General features: G+C 44.6%; 20 protein-coding genes and 2 other annotated features. All 20 genes read left to right on the plus strand.

Annotated features, from left to right (window positions below):
- Window positions 1-88 precede the first annotated feature (88 nt).
- On the plus strand, window positions 89-1,468 hold the full coding sequence (gene radA / locus NYE68_RS00585) for a DNA repair protein RadA (protein WP_014304212.1): 1,380 nt from the start codon (window positions 89-91) through the stop codon (window positions 1,466-1,468).
- A gap of 3 nt (window positions 1,469-1,471) precedes the next feature.
- Window positions 1,472-2,554 carry a DNA integrity scanning diadenylate cyclase DisA gene (disA, locus tag NYE68_RS00590; protein WP_007410390.1) on the plus strand — a complete coding sequence of 361 codons (1,083 nt, stop codon included), beginning with the start codon at window positions 1,472-1,474 and terminating at the stop codon, window positions 2,552-2,554.
- 113 nt (window positions 2,555-2,667) lie between these two features.
- Window positions 2,668-3,768 carry a PIN/TRAM domain-containing protein gene (locus tag NYE68_RS00595; protein ID WP_003156403.1) on the plus strand — a complete coding sequence of 367 codons (1,101 nt, stop codon included), beginning with the start codon at window positions 2,668-2,670 and terminating at the stop codon, window positions 3,766-3,768.
- Window positions 3,769-3,780: 12 nt separating this feature from the next.
- Window positions 3,781-4,479, plus strand: a complete 699-nt coding sequence (gene ispD / locus NYE68_RS00600; protein ID WP_015239038.1) for a 2-C-methyl-D-erythritol 4-phosphate cytidylyltransferase — start codon at window positions 3,781-3,783, stop codon at window positions 4,477-4,479.
- Window positions 4,472-4,948: a 2-C-methyl-D-erythritol 2,4-cyclodiphosphate synthase gene (gene ispF, locus NYE68_RS00605; RefSeq protein ID WP_003156407.1), complete on the plus strand. Its 477-nt coding sequence runs from the start codon at window positions 4,472-4,474 to the stop codon at window positions 4,946-4,948. Before ispD ends, ispF begins: the two co-directional genes overlap by 8 nt.
- Before the next feature lie 91 nt (window positions 4,949-5,039).
- On the plus strand, window positions 5,040-6,491 hold the full coding sequence (gene gltX, locus NYE68_RS00610) for a glutamate--tRNA ligase (protein ID WP_007410392.1): 1,452 nt from the start codon (window positions 5,040-5,042) through the stop codon (window positions 6,489-6,491).
- 2 nt (window positions 6,492-6,493) lie between these two features.
- Window positions 6,494-6,727 (plus strand) — a binding site (T-box leader).
- A gap of 74 nt (window positions 6,728-6,801) precedes the next feature.
- The gene (cysE, locus tag NYE68_RS00615; RefSeq protein WP_007410393.1) at window positions 6,802-7,455 is read left to right on the plus strand and encodes a serine O-acetyltransferase; all 654 of its coding nucleotides are present in this window, start codon (window positions 6,802-6,804) and stop codon (window positions 7,453-7,455) included.
- A complete protein-coding gene (gene cysS, locus NYE68_RS00620; RefSeq protein ID WP_003156411.1) occupies window positions 7,452-8,852 on the plus strand; it encodes a cysteine--tRNA ligase in 1,401 nt (466 codons plus the stop codon). Before cysE ends, cysS begins: the two co-directional genes overlap by 4 nt.
- Before the next feature lie 4 nt (window positions 8,853-8,856).
- A complete protein-coding gene (locus NYE68_RS00625) occupies window positions 8,857-9,288 on the plus strand; it encodes a Mini-ribonuclease 3 (RefSeq protein ID WP_003156412.1) in 432 nt (143 codons plus the stop codon).
- Entirely contained in the window at window positions 9,272-10,021 is a 750-nt protein-coding gene (gene rlmB / locus NYE68_RS00630) for a 23S rRNA (guanosine(2251)-2'-O)-methyltransferase RlmB (protein WP_003156413.1), read from the plus strand. The genes NYE68_RS00625 and rlmB overlap by 17 nt, the downstream gene beginning before the upstream one ends.
- 6 nt (window positions 10,022-10,027) lie before the next feature.
- On the plus strand, window positions 10,028-10,540 hold the full coding sequence (gene rae1, locus NYE68_RS00635; RefSeq protein ID WP_003156414.1) for a ribosome-dependent mRNA decay endonuclease Rae1/YacP: 513 nt from the start codon (window positions 10,028-10,030) through the stop codon (window positions 10,538-10,540).
- Window positions 10,541-10,602: 62 nt separating this feature from the next.
- Window positions 10,603-11,259 (plus strand): RNA polymerase sporulation sigma factor SigH, encoded by a 657-nt coding sequence (gene sigH, locus NYE68_RS00640; protein WP_003156415.1) that lies wholly within the window; start codon window positions 10,603-10,605, stop codon window positions 11,257-11,259.
- A gap of 85 nt (window positions 11,260-11,344) precedes the next feature.
- The gene (gene rpmG / locus NYE68_RS00645; protein ID WP_003156421.1) at window positions 11,345-11,494 is read left to right on the plus strand and encodes a 50S ribosomal protein L33; all 150 of its coding nucleotides are present in this window, start codon (window positions 11,345-11,347) and stop codon (window positions 11,492-11,494) included.
- Window positions 11,495-11,526: 32 nt separating this feature from the next.
- Window positions 11,527-11,706 (plus strand): preprotein translocase subunit SecE, encoded by a 180-nt coding sequence (secE, locus tag NYE68_RS00650; RefSeq protein ID WP_003156422.1) that lies wholly within the window; start codon window positions 11,527-11,529, stop codon window positions 11,704-11,706.
- 167 nt (window positions 11,707-11,873) lie between these two features.
- Window positions 11,874-12,407, plus strand: a complete 534-nt coding sequence (gene nusG / locus NYE68_RS00655; RefSeq protein WP_003156423.1) for a transcription termination/antitermination protein NusG — start codon at window positions 11,874-11,876, stop codon at window positions 12,405-12,407.
- Window positions 12,408-12,574: 167 nt separating this feature from the next.
- Window positions 12,575-13,000, plus strand: coding sequence for a 50S ribosomal protein L11 (rplK, locus tag NYE68_RS00660; RefSeq protein WP_003156430.1), 426 nt, complete (start codon window positions 12,575-12,577; stop codon window positions 12,998-13,000).
- Window positions 13,001-13,094: 94 nt separating this feature from the next.
- Window positions 13,095-13,793, plus strand: coding sequence for a 50S ribosomal protein L1 (gene rplA / locus NYE68_RS00665; protein WP_003156431.1), 699 nt, complete (start codon window positions 13,095-13,097; stop codon window positions 13,791-13,793).
- Window positions 13,794-13,839: 46 nt separating this feature from the next.
- Window positions 13,840-13,982: a sequence feature (ribosomal protein L10 leader region), on the plus strand.
- Window positions 13,983-14,045: 63 nt separating this feature from the next.
- Window positions 14,046-14,546: a 50S ribosomal protein L10 gene (rplJ, locus tag NYE68_RS00670; RefSeq protein WP_014416746.1), complete on the plus strand. Its 501-nt coding sequence runs from the start codon at window positions 14,046-14,048 to the stop codon at window positions 14,544-14,546.
- A 41-nt stretch (window positions 14,547-14,587) separates the two neighbouring features.
- A complete protein-coding gene (rplL, locus tag NYE68_RS00675) occupies window positions 14,588-14,959 on the plus strand; it encodes a 50S ribosomal protein L7/L12 (RefSeq protein WP_003156436.1) in 372 nt (123 codons plus the stop codon).
- Window positions 14,960-15,050: 91 nt separating this feature from the next.
- Window positions 15,051-15,656, plus strand: coding sequence for a class I SAM-dependent methyltransferase (locus NYE68_RS00680; protein WP_025284098.1), 606 nt, complete (start codon window positions 15,051-15,053; stop codon window positions 15,654-15,656).
- Window positions 15,657-15,859 lie beyond the last annotated feature (203 nt).

The raw sequence follows: 15,859 nt of genomic DNA on the forward strand, positions 1-15,859 counted from the left end.
TGACAAACATGAGGCATACGTAAGCGAGTGTATGCCTCACTTTGTTATATAGAGAAATATTCGATAAGGAAGAGGTCTTACAACATATATGGCTAAATCAAAAACAAAATTCATCTGCCACTCATGCGGTTATGAATCCGCAAAATGGATGGGAAAGTGCCCGGGCTGCGGGGCTTGGAATACAATGGTGGAAGAAACCATAAAAAAAGCGCCGGCGAATCGGCGGGCGGCTTTCTCCCACTCCGTTCAAACCGTCCAGAAACCATCACCCATTACATCAATTGAAACATCGGAAGAACCCCGCGTCCAAACAAAGCTCGAAGAATTCAACAGAGTGCTTGGCGGCGGCGTTGTGAAAGGCTCGTTAGTATTAATCGGCGGCGATCCCGGGATCGGAAAATCAACGCTCCTTCTCCAAGTATCCGCACAATTAGCAGATACGGCCGGCAGCGTGCTTTACATTTCAGGGGAAGAATCCGTGAAGCAAACGAAGCTGCGCGCCGACAGACTTGGAATCAACAGCCAAATGTTACATGTTTTATCTGAAACCGATATGGAGTATATTTCGTCTGCTATACAAGAGATGAAACCCGCATTTGTTGTCGTAGACTCCATTCAGACCGTTTATCAAAGTGATATCACCTCAGCTCCCGGCAGTGTATCACAAGTAAGAGAGTGTACGGCCGAATTGATGAAAATCGCGAAAACAAACGGCATACCTATTTTTATCGTCGGGCACGTCACAAAAGAAGGATCGATCGCAGGGCCGAGATTGCTTGAGCACATGGTCGATACCGTTCTATACTTTGAAGGAGAGCGGCACCATACATTCCGTATTTTGCGGGCCGTAAAAAACCGTTTCGGCTCCACAAATGAAATGGGCATCTTTGAAATGCGGGAAGAGGGGCTTACGGAAGTGCTGAACCCTTCTGAAATTTTCTTGGAAGAGCGTTCTGCCGGGGCATCGGGTTCGAGTATCGTTGCGTCAATGGAAGGAACGAGACCGATCCTGGTTGAAATTCAGGCGCTCATATCACCGACCAGTTTTGGAAACCCGCGCCGTATGGCTACAGGCATTGACCACAACAGGGTGTCGTTAATTATGGCTGTGCTTGAGAAGCGGGTGGGTCTTTTGCTTCAAAATCAAGATGCGTATTTAAAGGTCGCTGGCGGGGTCAAACTGGATGAACCGGCGATTGATTTGGCAGTAGCCGTCAGCATTGCCTCAAGCTTCAGAGATACACCGCCGAATCCCGCAGATTGCTTTATCGGTGAAGTGGGTCTGACAGGAGAAGTCCGCAGGGTGTCAAGAATCGAACAGCGCGTAAAGGAAGCGGCGAAACTCGGCTTCAAGCGCATGATCATACCTGAGGCGAATGCAGACGGGTGGACAATACCAAAAGGGATTGAGGTTGTCGGAGTAGCAAATGTTGCAGAAGCGCTTCGTACTTCATTAGGAGGATCATAATAGATGGAAAAAGAGAAAAAAGGGGCGAAACAAGAGCTTGACCTGTCTGCAATTCTGCAGTTCGTTGCACCGGGCACCCCGCTCAGAGCCGGGATAGAGAATGTACTTCGGGCAAATACAGGCGGCCTGATTGTTGTCGGATACAATGATAAGGTAAAGCAAGTCGTGGATGGCGGTTTTCATATTAATACATCATTTGCGCCCGCTCACTTATACGAGCTGGCCAAAATGGACGGTGCCATTATTTTAAGTGATTCCGGCCAGAAAATTCTTTATGCGAATACGCAGCTTATGCCGGAAGCGACCATTTCTTCTTCAGAAACGGGAATGAGGCACCGTACGGCGGAACGGGTGGCGAAGCAGACCGGCTGTCTCGTCATCGCCATTTCTGAGCGCAGAAATGTCATTACGTTATATCAGGACAGCATGAAGTACACACTAAAGGACATAGGATTTATTTTAACAAAGGCAAATCAGGCCATTCAAACGCTCGAGAAGTATAAAACCATTTTAGACAAAACGATTACGGCTTTAAACGCATTAGAGTTTGAGGAGCTTGTGACATTCAGTGACGTGCTGTCCGTCATGCATCGATATGAAATGGTGCTCCGAATAAAAAATGAAATCAATATGTATATTAAAGAACTCGGAACGGAAGGCCACTTAATCCGTCTGCAGGTGATTGAACTGATTACGGACATGGAAGAAGAGGCGGCGCTTTTCATTAAAGACTATGTCAAAGAAAAAATCAAAGATCCGTTCGTGCTGTTAAAAGAGCTTCAGGATATGTCCAGCTATGATCTGCTTGATGATTCCATTCTGTTTAAGCTGCTTGGATATCCGGCTTCTACCAATCTTGATGATTATGTGCTCCCGAGAGGATACAGGCTGCTGAACAAAATTCCGCGTCTGCCGATGCCGATTGTTGAAAATGTGGTTGAGGCGTTCGGATTTTTGCCAAGCATAACGGAAGCCACTGTAGAAGAGCTTGATGATGTCGAAGGTATCGGCGAAGTGCGCGCCAAAAAAATCAAAAAAGGCTTAAAACGCCTTCAGGAAAAACACTATATAGATAGACAGCTTTAAGAATCGCTTAAACCTGTCGGAATCCGGGTATATTATTGTTAGTTTTTGTTTATTCTGAATTTGTAGGCTCTGACAGTCTGCTGAAAAAATGCTACTTAAAAGGAGGTGGAGGTATGTTAAAACGAATAGTTCAGGCGTTCTTCATTATTGTGGGCGGCGTTGTCGGTATCTTTTTAATACCTGAATTGTTTGTGCTGTCAAATATACAGGACATACCTTTAATAACAAACGCATATACGTCTGCTGCAATTGGTGCTATTATCTTTTTTCTCATCAGTATATGGACGACAGAATATGTGATTAATTGGGTAAAATGGATTGAAGATTCTTTGCTGAGAGCTCCGGTGCCGGATCTGTTATTCGGGAGTCTCGGATTGGTTTTTGGACTTATCATCGCATATCTCATTGTAAACGTGATTCCGCTGGACAATATTCCGTACCGTATATTCAGCACCATCATTCCGGTCTTTCTGGCTTTCTTTCTCGGTTACCTGGGCTTCCAAGTCGGATTTAAGAAAAAGGATGAACTGATCAGTCTTTTCTCCATTTCTGCAAGAATGCAGAAGAAAAAGGGAAGTGCTGATGAGGAGCAGGAGGAACAGGATAAAAGGCTGAAAATCTTGGATACAAGTGTTATTATTGATGGGAGAATTGCAGATATTTGTCAGACGGGCTTTTTAGAAGGCGTCATTGTCATTCCTCAATTTGTGCTGGAGGAATTACAGCATATCGCTGATTCTTCAGATGTTTTAAAACGTAACAGAGGACGCCGCGGACTGGATATCTTGAATCGCATTCAAAAGGAACTGGATATTACGGTTGAAATTTATGAAGGCGACTTCGAGGACATTCAGGAGGTTGACAGCAAGCTTGTCAAACTTGCGAAGCTGACATCCGGTGTCGTTGTGACGAATGATTTTAATTTAAATAAAGTATGTGAGCTTCAGAAGGTTGCGGTACTGAATATTAATGACCTTGCAAACGCGGTGAAGCCGGTTGTGCTTCCGGGCGAAGAGATGAATGTGCAGGTGATTAAGGACGGGAAAGAGCATAATCAAGGTGTGGCTTACTTGGATGACGGGACGATGATTGTTGTGGAAGAAGGCCGCAATTATATAGGGAAACATATTGATGTGCTCGTAACCAGCGTACTGCAGACAGCGGCGGGACGAATGATTTTTGCCAAGCCCAAGCTGCTTGAGAAAGCTCTTTAAGAGGGAGTTCATATGGAGTATGTTGTCGTTATTCCGGCTGCCGGACAAGGAAAACGGATGAAGGCCGGGAAAAATAAGCTGTTCATCAGCTTAAAAGGTGCGCCTGTTATTATACACACACTGCGGGTTTTTGAAAGCCACGCACCCTGTCAGAAAATAATCCTGGTGATAAACGAGAGTGAACGGGAAGATTTTCGCCAGCTGCTGGCCCAATTTCCGATTCAGACGGAAATTGAGCTTGTTACCGGGGGGGCGGAGCGTCAGCACAGTGTATACGAAGGACTGAAAGTGATTGATAAGGAATCGGTCGTCCTTGTTCATGACGGGGCGCGCCCGTTTGTCACACATCAGCATATCGATAAGCTCGTGGAAACAGCAGAGGAGGCGGGAGCGGCTGTCCTGGCTGTTCCTGTGAAAGACACGATAAAACGGGCGGAAGGCTCCCGGGTTGCGGAGACCTTTGATCGTTCAAGCTTGTGGGCCGTTCAAACGCCGCAGGCTTTTCGTCTTTCTTTATTGAAGACGGCGCATATGGAAGCGGAAAACAAAGGCTTTTTAGGTACGGATGACGCCAGCCTCGTCGAGCGTCTTGATGGATATCAGGTGAGTATCGTTGAAGGCAGCTATACCAATATTAAGCTGACAACGCCGGATGACCTGATATTTGCGGAAGCAATCATGAAAGCGGAAAGTGGGAATCATAATGTTTAGAATCGGACAAGGATTTGATGTGCATCAATTAACGGAAGGCCGTCCTCTCATCATCGGCGGAATTGAAATTCCTTATGAAAAGGGGCTGCTCGGACATTCAGATGCTGATGTATTGCTGCATACAGTCGCAGACGCGTGTCTCGGAGCGGCAGGTGAAGGAGATATCGGCAAGCATTTCCCGGATACTGATCCGGAATTCAAGGATGCGGATTCTTTTAAGCTGCTTCAGCATGTCTGGAACATTGTAAAAGAAAAAGGGTACGTACTCGGAAATATAGACTGCACGATTATTGCGCAAAAGCCGAAAATGGCGCCGCACATTGATGCTATGAGAAAACGGATAGCGGAAGGCCTTGAGGCGGACGTCTCTCAAGTAAACGTAAAAGCGACGACGACAGAAAAGCTCGGGTTTACCGGAAGAGCCGAAGGAATTGCCGCTCAGGCGACCGTTCTGATCCAAAAAGCCTGATCATTGTTTTGATGCCCGGTCTATTTGGTGGTAGAATAGATACATATATTCGGCTAGAGGCTACAGACGAGATGAAAGGAAGTATTTGAACATGGGAAATGAAGTACGCGTTCGTTATGCACCGAGTCCGACCGGACATTTGCATATCGGTAACGCCAGAACGGCGCTTTTTAACTATTTATTTGCCCGCAGCCAAGGCGGAAAGTTTATTATCCGGATTGAGGATACGGACAAAAAGCGAAATATTGAAGGCGGAGAGCAAAGCCAGCTCAACTATTTGAAATGGCTCGGCATGGACTGGGATGAAAGTGTGGATATCGGCGGAGAATACGGCCCGTACCGCCAGTCTGAGCGTAACGACATTTACAAAAAGTACTATGAAGAGCTTCTTGAAAAAGGGCTTGCTTATAAATGTTTCTGTACGGAAGAAGAACTTGAGAAAGAACGTGAAGAGCAAATCGCCCGCGGGGAAATGCCGCGCTATTCCGGCAAACACAGAAACCTGACTCAGGAAGAGCAGGAGCAGTTTTTAGCCGAAGGCAGACAGCCGAGCATCCGTTTCCGCGTGCCGGAAGGGAAAATCATCGCATTTAACGATATCGTAAAAGGCGAGATTTCTTTTGAATCAGACGGCATCGGCGACTTTGTCATCGTCAAAAAAGACGGAACACCGACGTATAACTTTGCCGTCGCGATTGACGATTACTTAATGAAAATGACGCACGTGCTCCGCGGTGAGGATCACATTTCAAATACACCGAAACAGATCATGATTTTCCAGGCATTCGGCTGGGATGTTCCTGTCTTCGGACATATGACGCTTATCGTAAACGAAAGCCGCAAAAAATTAAGTAAACGTGATGAATCAATTATCCAGTTTATTGAGCAGTATGATGAGCTGGGTTACCTGCCTGAAGCGCTCTTTAACTTTATCGGACTTCTCGGCTGGTCTCCCGTCGGTGAAGAAGAGCTTTTCACAAGAGAACAATTCATTGAAATTTTTGATGTAAATCGTTTGTCTAAGTCACCGGCTCTGTTTGATATGCATAAACTGAAATGGGTCAACAACCAATACGTCAAAGCGCTGGATCTTGATCAAGTGGTTGAGCTGACCCTGCCGCACCTGCAAAAAGCAGGAAAAGTCGGCACTGAGCTTTCTGCCGAGGAGCAGGAATGGGTTCGTAAATTAATTTCTCTTTACCATGAGCAATTGAGCTACGGCGCTGAAATTGTCGAGCTGACTGATTTGTTCTTTAAAGATGAGATCGAGTATAATCAAGAGGCAAAAGCCGTTCTGGAAGAGGAACAGGTGCCTGAAGTGCTCAGCGTATTTGCTGCGAAGCTTGAAGAGCTTGAAGAATTTACGCCTGAGCTGATCAAAGCCTCAATCAAAGCTGTTCAGAAAGAAACAGGCCATAAAGGCAAAAAGCTGTTCATGCCGATTCGTGTAGCGGTTACCGGTCAGACACACGGTCCGGAGCTTCCGCAGGCCATTGAGCTGATCGGCAGAGAAACAGCCGTCAGACGCCTGAAAAGCATTTAAATATACGATTGTTGACAGGGAAGAGTATAAAACAATGACCGTTACAGAAAGAATCTTCATCGGCTGAGAGAGATTCATGCGTCATGTTTTAGAAGTGCGCCCTTAAGACCTTTGAAGAACATTTCTGCGGAAATCAGTATTTAAAGGCGGCCGCCGCCGTTACCGGCTTTTAAGTTGGGAAAACAGTGACTTGTTTTTCAAACAGAGTGGAACCGCGCGGTAAAAGCGTCTCTGTCATGTTTACATGCAGAGGCGCTTTTTTTATAGGCGGAAAAACAGACTGGAGCGGGGAGAGAATGGGGGGAAGCATGTGTTTTTTAAAATGCTAAAAGAAGACATAGATACAGTGTTCGATCAAGATCCGGCAGCAAGAAGCTATTTCGAAGTTGTTTTAACTTATTCTGGTTTACATGCTATATGGGCGCATCGGATTGCACATGCTTTATATAAACGGAGATTTTTCTTCCTGGCGCGTCTGATATCACAGATTGCCCGTTTCTTTACCGGAATTGAAATCCATCCCGGCGCGACCATCGGGAGAAGGTTTTTCATTGACCACGGTATGGGGGTCGTCATAGGGGAAACATGTGAAATCGGCAATAACGTGACGGTATTCCAAGGTGTCACTCTCGGGGGAACGGGAAAAGAAAAGGGGAAGCGGCATCCGACCATAAAAGATGATGCTTTAATTGCAACCGGAGCGAAGGTGCTCGGCTCTATTACGGTCGGGCAGGGTTCTAAAGTAGGGGCCGGCTCCGTTGTGCTTCGTGATGTTCCCGACTTTTCGACCGTTGTCGGCATACCGGGGAAAGTCGTCATTCAGAACGGAAGAAAAATCAAACGCGATCTCAATCACCAAGACTTGCCCGATCCGGTTGCTGACCGGTTAAGAGCATTGGAGCAGCAGATTTTTGAGCTGCAGGCTGAACTGGAAGATAAAAAAGAAAGGATCAACCAAAAATGACCATTACACTTTATAATACATTGACACGGAAAAAGGAAACATTCGTTCCTCTTGAGGAAGGAAAAGTAAAAATGTACGTGTGCGGACCGACTGTATACAACTATATTCATATCGGAAACGCCCGTCCGGCGATTGTGTATGATACCGTACGCAACTATTTGGAGTATAAAGGATACGATGTTCAGTACGTATCGAATTTCACCGATGTTGACGACAAACTGATTAAGGCGGCCAACGAGCTCGGCGAGGACGTCCCGACCGTTTCTGAACGGTTCATTAAAGCGTATTTTGAAGACGTGGGCGCCCTCGGATGCCGGAAAGCGGATCTTCACCCTCGGGTCATGGAAAATATGGACGCCATTATTGAATTTGTCAGCGAGCTGATTAAAAAAGGCTACGCTTATGAATCAGAAGGCGACGTCTATTTCAAAACAAGGGCCTTCGAAGGCTACGGCAAGCTATCTCAGCAATCAATTGATGAACTCAGATCAGGCGCGCGTATCCGTGTCGGCGAGAAGAAAGAGGATGCGCTGGACTTTGCTCTTTGGAAAGCTGCTAAGGACGGAGAAATTTCATGGGATAGCCCTTGGGGAAAAGGCCGCCCGGGCTGGCATATTGAATGCTCCGCAATGGTGAAAAAGTATTTGGGTGACGAGATCGATATTCATGCCGGCGGTCAGGACCTGACATTCCCGCACCATGAAAACGAAATCGCCCAATCTGAAGCATTAACAGGCAAGACATTCGCAAAATACTGGCTTCACAACGGATATATCAATATCGATAATGAGAAAATGTCAAAATCGCTCGGCAACTTTGTTTTGGTGCACGATATCATTAAGCAATATGACCCGCAGCTTTTGAGATTTTTCATGCTGTCCGTTCATTACCGCCACCCGATCAACTATTCGGAAGAGCTGCTTGAGAAAACAAAAAACGCGTTTAACCGCCTGAAGACGGCCTACAGTAATTTAAACCATCGTTTGATTAGCAGCACGAATCTGACTGACAATGATGAGGAATGGCTCGCTAAAATCGAAGAGCACCGCACTGCGTTTGAAGAAGCAATGGATGATGATTTTAATACGGCGAATGCGATTTCCGTTTGGTTTGATCTGGCGAAGCTCGCCAATTACTACATGCAGGAAGACAATACTGCGGATCACGTCATTAAAGCCTTTATCAGCATGTTTGACAGAATCGGATCTGTTCTCGGACTTACGCTCGGTGAAGAAGAGCTTGTCGACGAAGAGATTGAAGAGTTGATTGAGAAGAGAAATGAAGCCCGCCGCAATCGCGATTTTGCTTTGTCAGACCAGATTCGCGATCAGCTGAAAAGCATGAATATCATTCTTGAAGATACGGCCCAGGGAACTCGCTGGAAGCGGGGAGAGTAAGCGGATGCTTCAATTTGAACAAATCAAAGATTCAAAGCAGTTAAACGGTCTTGCGCTTGCTTATATGGGTGATGCCATTTTTGAAATATACGTCCGGCATCACCTGCTTAAGCAGGGCTTTACGAAACCGAATGACCTTCATAAGAAGGCGAGCCGGATTGTATCGGCAAAATCACAGGCAGACATATTGTTCCGCCTTCAGGACGAATCCTTTTTCACGGAGGAAGAGGAAGCCGTGCTGAGAAGAGGCAGAAACGCGAAATCAGGGACGACGCCTAAAAACACAGATGTACAGACGTACCGCCATAGTACAGCTTTTGAGGCTTTACTCGGATACCTTTTTCTTGAGAAAAGAGAAGAAAGACTGAATCAGCTGATTGCTGAGGCTATACAAGTCGGGACGTCAGGGAGGAAAACAAATGAGTCAGCAACATGATTACGTCATAGGAAAAAACGCGGTGATTGAGACGTTGAAGTCAGATCGCAAGCTGTATAAGTTATGGATGGCGGAAAACACAGTAAAAGGACAGGCGCAGCAAGTTATGGAGCTTGCTAAAAAGCGCGGCGTCACCATTCAATTTGTACCGAGGAAAAAACTCGATCAGATGGTGGAGGGGCAGCATCAGGGTGTTGTCGCCCAGGTGGCGGCATATGAATATGCACAATTAGACGAATTATATAAAAGAGCGGAAGAGAGAAACGAACAGCCTTTCTTTCTCATATTGGACGAGCTGGAAGACCCTCATAATCTCGGTTCCATCATGAGAACGGCTGACGCTGTCGGTGCACACGGCATCGTGATTCCGAAACGCAGAGCGGTCGGACTGACTTCGACGGTCGCAAAAGCTTCGACCGGTGCGATTGAACACATTCCCGTCGTGAAGGTGACCAACCTTGCCCGGACACTTGATGAAATGAAGGAGCGGGGGATTTGGGTCGTCGGAACGGATGCATCCGCCCGGGAAGACTACCGCTCTATGGACGGCAAGATGCCTTTGGCGCTCGTTATCGGAAGCGAAGGCAGAGGAATGGGCCGGCTTGTGAAAGAGAAATGTGATTTTCTCATTAAGCTTCCGATGGCCGGAAAAGTCACTTCTCTGAATGCGTCGGTAGCGGCCGGCCTTCTCATGTATGAAGTCTACCGGAAGCGCAATCCTTTAGGGGAATGAAGACAGATGGACATCCTGTTAGTAGACGGATACAACATGATTGGAGCTTGGCCGCAGCTAAAGGATTTAAAAGCGAACAGTTTTGAAGAAGCGAGAGATGTACTGATCCAGAAGATGGCGGAATATCAGTCCTACACGGGAATCAGAGTCATTGTGGTGTTTGACGCACACCTGGTAAAAGGCATAGAGAAAAAACAAACGAATCACAGAGTCGAAGTGATTTTCACACGGGAGAATGAAACGGCGGATGAGCGGATCGAGAAGCTTGCCCAGGCGCTGAATAATATTGCGACACAGATTCATGTCGCAACCTCCGATTATACGGAGCAGTGGGCGATTTTCGGACAAGGGGCTCTCCGCAAATCCGCCCGGGAGCTCCTGAGGGAAGTGGATACGATAGAACGCCGGATTCAAAGGCGGGTTTCAAAGATCACTTCTGAAAAACCACCGGGTAAAATCGAGCTGTCCGAAGAGGTTTTGAAAACGTTTGAAAAGTGGCGCCGAGGCGGTCTGGATTAGGTTGACGCTTTTTCGCCCATTAATGTATAATATTTCTATCTACGTGCGCCGGGGGGATCGCAGTGAATCTACAGAACAGCAAGGGAAAGTTCAACAAAGTGCAATTTTGCCAGTTGGAGGACGAGCAGGTCATTGAAAAGGTTCATGTTGGGGATAGTGATGCGTTAGATTACTTGATTACGAAGTACCGTAATTTTGTACGGGCGAAAGCAAGGTCTTATTTTTTAATAGGGGCCGACAGAGAAGATATTGTACAGGAAGGGATGATAGGCTTATATAAGTCTATCCGAGACTTTAGAGAGGACAAGCTTACTTCATTTAAAGCTTTTGCAGAATTATGCATTACCCGCCAGATTATTACCGCAATAAAGACAGCTACCCGTCAGAAACACATTCCTTTAAATTCCTATGTTTCTTTAGACAAACCTATTTTTGATGAAGAATCTGACAGAACACTGCTTGATGTCATTTCAGGCGCCAAAACGTTAAATCCTGAAGAGATGATTATTAATCAGGAAGAATTTGATGATATCGAAATGAAAATGGGAGAACTGCTGAGCGATCTGGAGAGAAAGGTGCTTGTTTTGTATTTGGACGGAAGAAGTTACCAAGAGATTTCAGATGACTTAAACCGACACGTAAAATCAATCGATAATGCCCTGCAGCGCGTGAAGCGCAAGCTTGAAAAGTATTTAGAAATAAGAGAGATCAGCCTGTAGCAGGTTTCTGTGTCATATTGACAGAATTTTTCTGACTGTGCTATTTTATTAAGATAAATGAATGTTTAGGAAAAGGTGTAACGACATGAGAAAAAAGATTACGCTGGCATGCAAAACATGCGGAAATCGTAATTATACGACAATGAAAAGCTCTGCATCAGCGGCTGAGCGGTTAGAAGTTAAGAAGTACTGCAGCACTTGCAATTCACATACAGCTCATTTAGAAACAAAATAGTGTTCGCTTTTTAAATTGTGGAGGTCTTTTACATGCGCATGATGAGTTTCTTTAAAGATGTTGGGAAAGAAATGAAAAAGGTTAGCTGGCCTAAAGGCAAAGAGTTAACGCGCTATACGATCACGGTGATTTCAACGGTTATCTTTTTTGTTATCTTTTTTGCCCTCCTTGATACAGGAATTTCTCAATTAATTCGTTTAATAGTTGAATAATGATCAGCAATACGTGCTATAATAGATCATAATATCGTTTGCCAAAACCCGTTCAGCGGGTTTTTTATTGTGTTGTTGAAAAAAGGATTCATAGGCCCTGAGCCTATTTTTTGTTTTACACTTCATTTTTAAATGCGGGGAGGGAAGGACTGCAGAGTCCTGATAGAATGGAAAAGAATTGGTATGTTGTTCATACGTATTCCGGTTATGAAAACAAAGTAAAAGCGAACCTTGAAAAACGTGTGGAATCAATGGGAATGCAGGATAAAATTTTCCGCGTGGTCGTTCCTGAAGAAGAAGAGACTGATATTAAGAACGGCAAGAAAAAAGTAGTCAAAAAGAAAGTGTTCCCGGGTTATGTGCTTGTTGAAATCGTCATGACTGATGATTCCTGGTATGTGGTCCGCAACACGCCGGGCGTTACCGGTTTCGTCGGATCAGCCGGTTCAGGCTCAAAGCCGACTCCGCTTCTTCCTGGCGAAGCGGAAACCATCTTAAAACGCATGGGCATGGATGAGCGGAAAACCGACATTGATTTTGAATTGAATGAGACAGTCAAAGTCATAGACGGACCTTTCGCCAACTTTACAGGATCAATTGAAGAGATTGATTATGATAAGAGCAAAGTGAAAGTATTCGTTAACATGTTCGGCCGTGAAACGCCGGTTGAATTGGAATTTACCCAGATCGACAAATTGTAATGTGAAAAAACTTGAAATTGCTATATATTAATGATAATATAGCAAAGGTACGTCTTGGACTAATCCAAGGCAGCTAGCTTGATATTTCGTCATTCATATAAAGAATGAAACCTTGAGTGGGAGGGTTTACCCTATTACCACATCACGGACTTAAGGAGGTGTGTCTCGTGGCTAAAAAAGTAGTAAAAGTTGTAAAATTGCAAATTCCTGCTGGAAAAGCTAACCCAGCGCCGCCAGTTGGACCTGCACTAGGTCAAGCCGGTGTAAATATCATGGGATTCTGTAAGGAGTTTAACGCTCGTACAGCTGACCAAGCTGGTTTAATCATTCCTGTTGAAATTTCGGTTTACGAAGACCGTTCATTTACATTTATTACAAAAACTCCGCCTGCTGCAGTATTGCTTAAAAAAGCAGCTGGAATTGAGTCTGGTTCTGGTGAACCAAACCGTAATAAAGTGGCAACCGTTAAGCGCGATAAGGTTCGCGAAATCGCTGAAACGAAAATGCCTGACTTAAACGCAGCAGACGTTGAAGCGGCAATGCGCATGGTTGAAGGTACTGCCCGCAGTATGGGTATCGTTATCGAGGATTAATTTGTTTCTTGTCGGGTTGCGAGTTTTCACAAGTTCGCAACCCTTATTCGTGGGAGGTTATTCCGCTATAACCACATAAGGAGGAAATTTTAAAATGGCTAAAAAAGGTAAAAAGTACGTTGAAGCTGCGAAGCTTGTAGACCGTGCGAAAGCTTACGACGTCGCTGAAGCAGTGGCGCTTACTAAAAAAACAAACACAGCTAAATTCGACGCTACAGTTGAAGTTGCTTTTCGTTTAGGGGTTGACCCTCGTAAAAACGATCAGCAAATCCGCGGTGCAGTTGTACTTCCTAACGGAACTGGTAAAACTCAGCGCGTGCTTGTATTCGCTAAAGGCGAAAAAGCAAAAGAAGCTGAAGCTGCCGGTGCAGACTACGTTGGCGATTCTGATTACATCGCGAAAATCCAGCAAGGCTGGTTCGAATTCGATGTAATCGTTGCGACTCCTGACATGATGGGTGAAGTCGGTAAAATCGGCCGTGTGCTTGGACCAAAAGGTCTTATGCCAAACCCTAAAACAGGAACTGTTACATTCGAAGTGGAAAAAGCAATCGGCGAAATCAAAGCTGGTAAAGTAGAATACCGCGTTGACAAAGCTGGTAACATCCATGTTCCGATCGGAAAAGTTTCTTTCGAGGATGAAAAACTTGTTGAGAACTTCACAACAATGTATGATACAATCCTGAAAGCAAAACCGGCTGCGGCTAAAGGTGTTTACGTGAAAAATGTTGCCGTTACTTCTACTATGGGCCCTGGTGTCAAAGTAGACGCTTCTACTTTCAACGTAAAATAATATTTGACTTTAGATCAGCATTCTGATATGATTCAAAATGTTGTAAAATAGAATATCATTTATACCGTAGACAGCAGGGGCCGTTGAGGCTTAATATCCTGCCGAGGTGTATATATATCACAGCTATTACGTTACGTATGCTTGTATATACAGCCTCCATGTCCACATGGAGGCTTTTTATATGAAATCGTCGTCACAGTCGTGATCACCTAGCGGTATAAGTGTTACACAAAATCTACAGGAGGTGTAACCATGAGCAGCGCAATTGATACAAAAAAAGTTGTTGTTGAAGAGATTGCTTCTAAACTGAAAGAAAGCAAATCAACGATCATCGTTGACTACCGCGGACTTAACGTTTCTGAAGTAACTGAACTCCGTAAACAGCTTCGCGAAGCTAACGTAGAGTTCAAAGTGTACAAAAACACAATGACTCGCCGTGCGGTTGAACAAGCTGAACTTGATGGTTTGAATGATGTCTTAACTGGACCGAATGCGATCGCATTCAGTACTGAAGATGTTGTCGCTCCGGCAAAAGTTCTTAACGAGTTCGCGAAGAATCACGAAGCTCTGGAAATCAAAGCGGGCGTTATCGAAGGAAAAGTATCTTCTGTTGAAGAAGTGAAAGCTCTTGCTGAACTTCCTTCACGCGATGGCTTACTTTCTATGTTGCTTAGCGTACTTCAAGCTCCAGTTCGCAACCTTGCACTTGCAGCTAAAGCAGTTGCAGAACAAAAGGAAGAACAAGGCGCTTAATCTGATTTTACCCTAAAATAAAACAAATGGAGGAATTTCAAATGGCTTTAAATATCGAAGAAATCATTGCTTCCGTTAAAGAAGCAACTGTACTTGAATTGAACGACCTAGTAAAAGCAATCGAAGAAGAATTTGGCGTAACTGCTGCTGCTCCTGTAGCTGTAGCTGGCGGAGCTGCTGCTGGCGGCGCTGCTGAAGAGCAAAGCGAATTCGACCTTATCCTTGCTGGTGCAGGTTCTCAGAAAATCAAAGTTATCAAAGTTGTTCGTGAAATCACTGGTCTTGGCTTGAAAGAAGCTAAAGAACTTGTTGACAACACTCCAAAACCACTTAAAGAAGGTATTGCGAAAGAAGAAGCTGAAGAGCTTAAAGCTAAACTTGAAGAAGTTGGCGCTTCTGTAGAAGTTAAGTAATCTTCACTTGCCTGTAGGGGAAGCTCGCTTTTATGAGGCGGGCTTTTTCTTTGCTTTTCTTTAAGTGCCATTATAAAAGGAGGTTCTAATAATGAGTGATCACTATTATTCAGAAAAACCTTCAGTTAAAAGCGATAAACAGACATGGTCATTTACACTGCGGAACAGATCTTATACATTCACAAGTGACAGCGGCGTTTTCTCGAAAAAGGAAGTTGATTTCGGTTCGCGTGTCTTAATTGAAGCGTTTGAAGAGCCGGAGATCGATGGTGACTTCCTGGATGCAGGCTGCGGTTACGGCCCGATCGGTCTGTCACTCGCCGGTGCATTTACAGACCGGACCGTGCACATGATTGACGTGAATGAAAGAGCCGTAGAGCTGTCAAATGAAAATGCAGAAAAAAACGGAATAAAAAACGTTCGAATTTATCAGAGTGATTTATTTTCAAATATTGATTCTGCTCAAACATTTGCTTCTATTATTACAAACCCCCCAATCCGCGCCGGAAAAAAAGTTGTCCATGCCATTTTTGAAAAAAGCGCTGAGCATTTAAGGGCTTCAGGTGAATTGTGGATCGTTATACAGAAAAAACAGGGCGGGCCTTCTGCCATTGAAAAACTGAAGGAGCTTTTTGACGAAGTTTCTGTGGTTCAAAAAAAGAAAGGCTATTATATCATAAAAGCAAAAAAAGTTTGACTTGAATTTTCAGCTATGTTAATATTGTAAAATGCCAATGTATATATTTTGCATGATATGCTGAAATAATCATAGTGCATGTATAAATTATACAAACATGGAAATGCTAATAAAATCGGTATTTGTTTTTGGATGTGGTTTTCTTAATTAGAAACCCTTTTTTCTTTTGTCTTGTAAAAGTATTTCTTTATCGTAAGAGATGC

The sequence above is a fragment of the Bacillus sp. FSL R5-0447 genome, from assembly GCF_038606125.1.
Classification (GTDB): Bacteria; Bacillota; Bacilli; order Bacillales; family Bacillaceae; genus Bacillus; species Bacillus velezensis.